This is a genomic window from Neobacillus drentensis (genome assembly GCF_036965425.1).
Classification (GTDB): domain Bacteria; phylum Bacillota; class Bacilli; order Bacillales; family Cytobacillaceae; genus Neobacillus; species Neobacillus drentensis_F.
Genome location: NZ_JBALPP010000002.1, coordinates 1 through 5,520 on the forward strand (window position 1 = coordinate 1; position 5,520 = coordinate 5,520).

A 5,520-nucleotide genomic window follows, 5' to 3' on the forward strand; every position below is an offset into this window, starting at 1 on the left:
CCTGCAGGTGAAATCCTTAAATCATATACGGATCAGCTTTTTTCCATAGTTGAGGAGATTGAATCATCATTCGACGAACTTTCAAATTTGTACGGCAATGTAACGATTGCCGCTACTGAAGGCTATTGGACGTATTATTTTCCTTATATCATACCTGAGTTACTGAAGCTATATCCCCAGGTACAGATTAAGTTGATTTCCTGTAAAAGGGATGAAATTATAAAAGGGATAGAATCAAATAAATACGATATAGGGATTATTTCGGGCGAGTTATATAAAATTGGAATGACAAATATATTGATTTCAGAGGGCGACGAATTGGTAACAGTGGTTTCTAAAGAGTTATATGGTAGGTACCCGGTAGACCAATTACTGCCGAAATTTCCTTTTTTACAACTACAAGCTGATGGATGTTATGATCCGATGATCAGTAAATATTTAGAACAAATGAAACTCTTATCACAAAACGTAATAGAATTTGGAAGTTTAGAAGGAATCAAAATGGCAGTATTAAATAATATTGGGGTAGGGATGGGAGCCAGTGTCAGCCTAAAAGAAGAAATTAACAATGGTGATTTAGTCCCGATCCTAGTTACTGAGAACATAAAAATAAAAACCTCTATCATTACGTTGAAGGAAAAAGAAAACCTTGAAACAATTCAATCTTTTATTAATGTAATCCAAAAAAATTGGAATAGCAATTCTACTATGTAGTAAAAAAGCAGAAAAGCTCAGACAAGATTTAGAAGAAATGAACCTCCAAATTATTTGTAATGGTGCTGCATTAAACGTGTATCCATCTCCAATGGCACTATCAATGGGAAGTGGACGTTTAGCTTACAAATTAAGTTTTGGAAAACAAGCTATATCAAAGGATTTAGTTGATATTTTTGATTGTGATGATACTTTAAATTTTGTTAGCATCCTTAATCAGCGAAATTTCTATAAGGATTGGCTAAACAGTTTAGGATTGTCATTGAATTTAATTTAAATTTACTACCTAGTTATGCAACTAACGGGTGCAAGAGTTCAAGATGAGATCGCTGCGGCGGTCTTTTTCTTGTTCAGCTAACGGAGCAGGTTACTAAAAATAGTATAGTGTGGAATTAGAAGATGAAACATATCTAATAATAGCGAGGGAGCTACGGCTAAGGTCTTATATTTTATTAGACTATCACTGTATTTACGGCTTAATAAATCTTTGTTATGCTTTTTATGGAAATAATTTCTACATATAAAGGAGATATCGATGTGAAAAAAATATTATCCGCAGTAGTAGCGGTCGTAATTATAGTAGGTATAGTAGGTATAATTGAATTATCTAATGAAGCAGAATATAAAAAGTGTTTAGAGGCACAGGGAATTTCGAACACAATTGCCAAAGTAGTAGGTGACGAACCAACTAATGCTTGTAATGAATAAAAGAGGATGAGAATCATTAACTAATAATGTTTTTCTTTATACTATCAAAAATAATATAGACTTTTCAGCAGACAATTAACAAAAGAAAAGTGAAGCTTATTCAACTAACGGGTGCGATACTTCAAGATGGCATTCCCCAAAAAACAACCTAATAAAAGTGCTTAAAGGGAGTAATTAAATGTTTGAAACAATATATTGGCGGATATTCATCGATGTCACCTCAAAAGAAAAGGCACAAAAAGTAATAAACAGATTATCTCAAGTAATTGGAGAAATAAACACGGTAAAATTGGAGCCATATTGGAAGGATAAATCGAAGTATGAACTTGTTTGTGAAACCAAATTACTAATTGAAGAACCAGATAAGGCAGTGTTTTATATACTTCAATTAGTTAACCAACTTGGACGAGAAATTAGTGTAACGGGTCCTAATACATACGATAAAGGACAGGTGGAGTTCGAGGGTCTCTGTTCATCTCCTACATTTGTAGGGCTTAGTTGGTTCCATTTTCATATCGATAATTCTGGATCCTTATTCAGCTAACGGGGTGCAATAGTTGAAGATCAAGTTGCAAAATTGGTATCATTTTTGTTATTTTCTTGACGGTTAGGATATTAAAGGGAGTAAATTATTCATCGTGTAATTCTGTCTTTCGAGGACAAAATATGTTAAGGGATTGTGCTGGAAAAGCACTTCCCATTTTTTAATAAGGAGTGAAATGAATGGCTGATAAAAACGAACGCAATCGAGTCGATTACGATGCTGGTGAGGCTGTAGGTACTGTTGTTGGTGCTGTCTCTGGTGCTGCCGTGGGTTCTGCATACGGTCCGATTGGTACTGTAGTAGGAGCAGTTACAGGTGGAGTGATGGGTAACAATCTCGGCGAAGGAGCCGATGAAGCTAATGACGGTGATGCGGACCGAGATGATTAGCATTTAAACAAAGAGGTACTAAATGCATTAAGACTCTCAAAAAGGGAGTCCTTTTATTTTTCTATTAATTTATTCAGCTTTTTAGGTAAATTTCTAGAAAAGATTGTGGATTGTTTCACTTAAAGTAACGAGTGCTTTTGTGAAAAAAAGGGTTCGCTGCGGCGAGCTCATCTTTTTTGCTTATTCCACTATCGAAGCAGGTTAGCTTAAGAAGTAAGGGAATTAAATTACCAAAATTAGGGTATTATGGTATATTTGGTATGGTAGCACTCATTTATTTTATAGGGGGATAACAATGGATGTGTTATGGGTAATCATTACTATAATTTTGATAGGAATATTCGATTGGATCGTTTCTTGGAGGATTCAGGATGAAAAGAAAAAGGTACGATTTAAAACGATGTTATGGGGAATCGCTTTTTATTATTTTCATAGCTTTAGTGTTAATTCAATATCTATAAATAAAAGTATATAAAACCTGAGCGTATACTTAACTTGGGCTTGTTCTACCCCGACTACCGTATTCATATGACCATATAGAAAAAGGTCAACCAGAAAAATCAGGCTAACCATTACGAACGGGTGCAAGAGTTCAAGAGGATCGCTGCTGCGGTCTTTTTTGCTTGTTGTGCAAACAGGGCAGTATAGTTTAATAAGAATACACAGAAAAGTCCAACATAAATGAATAAATATGTTAAAATTTAGAAAATTCGATTGTGTGAATTGTAGAGTGAGTGTATGCAGTCTTTTGTTAATTAAAAAAAGGGGCTTTAATTTGAAAAAAGTTATAATTGTCATTTTTTCTTTATATTTGTTAGTAGGATGTAGTGACAGCAATGTACTACAGAATAAAAAATTAGAAGAGTTTATTTATACAGTAGTGGAAGACAAAAGTAAAAGTGAAATAGATATAACGTCTTTGGCTAAATTCACTTGGGACAAAGCCTTTATTTTTCCGCCTTATACAACTCAAGTAAGTATCGATGAACAATTAGATGTCCATTTTAAAGACCCAAGTAATATTGATACGAGGGACGATATATATCTATTGGTTTTTCTTAATAAAGGCAAGGTAGTTCAATATGAAGAAATAAAGCGTCAAAAATCTGATTTTTCGGTTGGGGAAAAGAAATTCCTTACGCCGTCTAGTGCATCTATAAAAATTGTAAGGATATAAAAATTAACTTAAGTTGGAATAACTTTTTCCTATGGTGACGAAGGTAAGATTATGAAAAAATGTCCTTACACTCACGAGGGCCTTAGTTGAGGAAGAAAAGTTACTAGGACTCTAATGGTCCTTATTGTTTTTATTAATAATAGGCTATGTTAAAGCTTAATGTTGATTTAAAGTGAGAATTTTATATATTCAAAAAAAGCCCTCAATAGAGGAGTTTTTTTGGATTAACTACTTTTATTTTTTCCATGAATTTATCAAGGCACTCAAGGCATAGAATACCTTCTTCAGGGACGTTTTTCTCATTACAATGAACACATATGGTCCATTTTCAACCTCCTTTCTTAGTCTAATTTGCTACCCCAATTTTCCAAAACGAATTGAGCTTCTTCTTCAGGTGTGAACAATCCAGTAGACCAGCCTTTAGTACCATCTTGCATTTTCAAGATATAGTCATGGTCACCGTCAACAGTAGAGAAGTCTCCTTCTGCCCACTTGTCTAAAATCATTAGCATTTCATCTTTATGCTCAAAATGGCTGTCTTCAACGAATTCAGTAACTTCTTTAATGTTCGCTTTATTCATTGGTACAGCACCGATCTTCTCTTCAGCCGCTATTTTCTGATGTGTCATTTGATTCATAGTCATTAGAACGCTATCTTAATCATCAAAGAGACCGATTTAATTCTAACACACCATTAAATTTAAAATAAAAGGATTAATTGAAATAAAATGAGAATTTTATTATCTTTGGCGCAAAGATTTGTGAAGAAATACACTTAAATCATCGGGCAGTTTAGTTGAATAAGGAATGAATATCATAAAGAAAAAAATTTATGGATTAATAAATAACTTGTCCCTTTCAATAAGAGAATTTTTTTCATTAAATATAGTGATAGACAAATTCCTTGTTGAAAAGAAGTGTATTAATGGCAACTTTACTATCAGGTCAATTCTTAACTATAACGAGGACATGAAGTGGATTATTTCTCACTTTCACTACTCTAATAATAGAACTTTACCCGCAACAGACTGAAATTTTTTCAGAGGATTCTACTATAAATTACGGAAAGGGGAGATTCTGTGCTAGGCTATATAAGGTCACTAGAGTTTTGGATTACCATAGTAGTTACAGCTATCATGTTAAAAGTCATTGGCTTAAACGACCTAGCCAACTATATTCAAGTATTCTCAGTATTCCAATTCAGCTATATTATCCATAAACTGCATAAGCACCACAAGTTATTAAAAAGTTTAACTAAGGACGAATAATAGGGGAAGGAGGGACACTTTTTAAAAATTCCCCTCTATTTCTCCTATATTTCCATAAAAAAAGAGAGCGGCGAATCACTCACTTTGCTATATACATTCATCTTTCTACCAGTTCTAGCTTCTCACCATTCGGACCTTGGAAAAAGGCGATTTTAACTGTATTATTTAAAATGCTTCGAGGTTCTTCATCTACTAATTTGACGCCTGCTTTTTTAAAACGTACGAGTTCCGCTTCAATGTTTTCAACAGTAAAGGCCAAGTGGTTAACAATTCCTTCGTTTTCAACCGGGCCGCCGTAGACTAGTTCAACCTCTACACTTGGCTGCTCAGGAAAAAATAAAAATGCAAGCTCAACAGTGTCATTTAACCACTCTCTATTTCTTAATTCTAAACCGAGGATCTTTTGATAGAACGCTAAAGACTCGTCCATGTCATTGACCATAATCCCCACATGCTCCATTTTCACAATGCATTCCTCCAAACGGTAAATAGTATGTATCGTACCTTTATATAATAGTCTATATTTGACTGTTCTAATAGAAAAAATTCAATTTGTTAATACGGTGCGGCGAATCTATTTTATATACGAACGGGGCTGATTAGTGCTAGAAAGTTAATTAATTGTGGCTAGGTTCTAATCTAAACGCAAATAAACATAATAGAATATATTATATTGGGAAGACATTTCACTCCATTGTAAGGCACAATTATTTGTGCCTT

The 5,520-nt window shown here is 33.9% G+C and carries 8 protein-coding genes; 6 read left to right on the forward strand and 2 right to left on the reverse strand.

Annotation, left to right across the window (positions count from 1 at the left end):
* The 5 genes from V7161_RS00065 to V7161_RS00085 all read left to right on the forward strand — a co-directional run.
* Positions 1-714, forward strand: a 714-nt coding sequence (locus tag V7161_RS00065; RefSeq protein ID WP_335441722.1) for a substrate-binding domain-containing protein, incomplete at its 5' end; no start/stop codon positions are given.
* A 537-nt stretch (positions 715-1,251) separates the two neighbouring features.
* Entirely contained in the window at positions 1,252-1,422 is a 171-nt protein-coding gene (locus V7161_RS00070) for a hypothetical protein (RefSeq protein ID WP_335441723.1), read from the forward strand.
* Positions 1,423-1,600: 178 nt separating this feature from the next.
* A complete protein-coding gene (locus tag V7161_RS00075) occupies positions 1,601-1,966 on the forward strand; it encodes a hypothetical protein (protein ID WP_335441724.1) in 366 nt (121 codons plus the stop codon).
* A gap of 179 nt (positions 1,967-2,145) precedes the next feature.
* A complete protein-coding gene (locus V7161_RS00080; protein WP_335441725.1) occupies positions 2,146-2,355 on the forward strand; it encodes a glycine zipper domain-containing protein in 210 nt (69 codons plus the stop codon).
* 775 nt (positions 2,356-3,130) lie between these two features.
* Positions 3,131-3,532, forward strand: coding sequence for a hypothetical protein (locus tag V7161_RS00085; RefSeq protein ID WP_335441726.1), 402 nt, complete (start codon positions 3,131-3,133; stop codon positions 3,530-3,532).
* A 341-nt stretch (positions 3,533-3,873) separates the two neighbouring features.
* Here the strand turns inward: V7161_RS00085 and V7161_RS00090 are convergent, their stop codons facing one another.
* Complete coding sequence (locus tag V7161_RS00090; RefSeq protein WP_335441727.1) at positions 3,874-4,176, reverse strand: DUF6241 domain-containing protein; 303 nt, start codon at positions 4,174-4,176, stop codon at positions 3,874-3,876.
* Positions 4,177-4,611: 435 nt separating this feature from the next.
* On the opposite strand from V7161_RS00090, the gene V7161_RS00095 reads away from it, so the two are divergent.
* Complete coding sequence (locus tag V7161_RS00095) at positions 4,612-4,800, forward strand: hypothetical protein (protein WP_335441728.1); 189 nt, start codon at positions 4,612-4,614, stop codon at positions 4,798-4,800.
* Positions 4,801-4,897: 97 nt separating this feature from the next.
* Here the strand turns inward: V7161_RS00095 and V7161_RS00100 are convergent, their stop codons facing one another.
* Complete coding sequence (locus V7161_RS00100; RefSeq protein ID WP_335441729.1) at positions 4,898-5,260, reverse strand: VOC family protein; 363 nt, start codon at positions 5,258-5,260, stop codon at positions 4,898-4,900.
* Positions 5,261-5,520 lie beyond the last annotated feature (260 nt).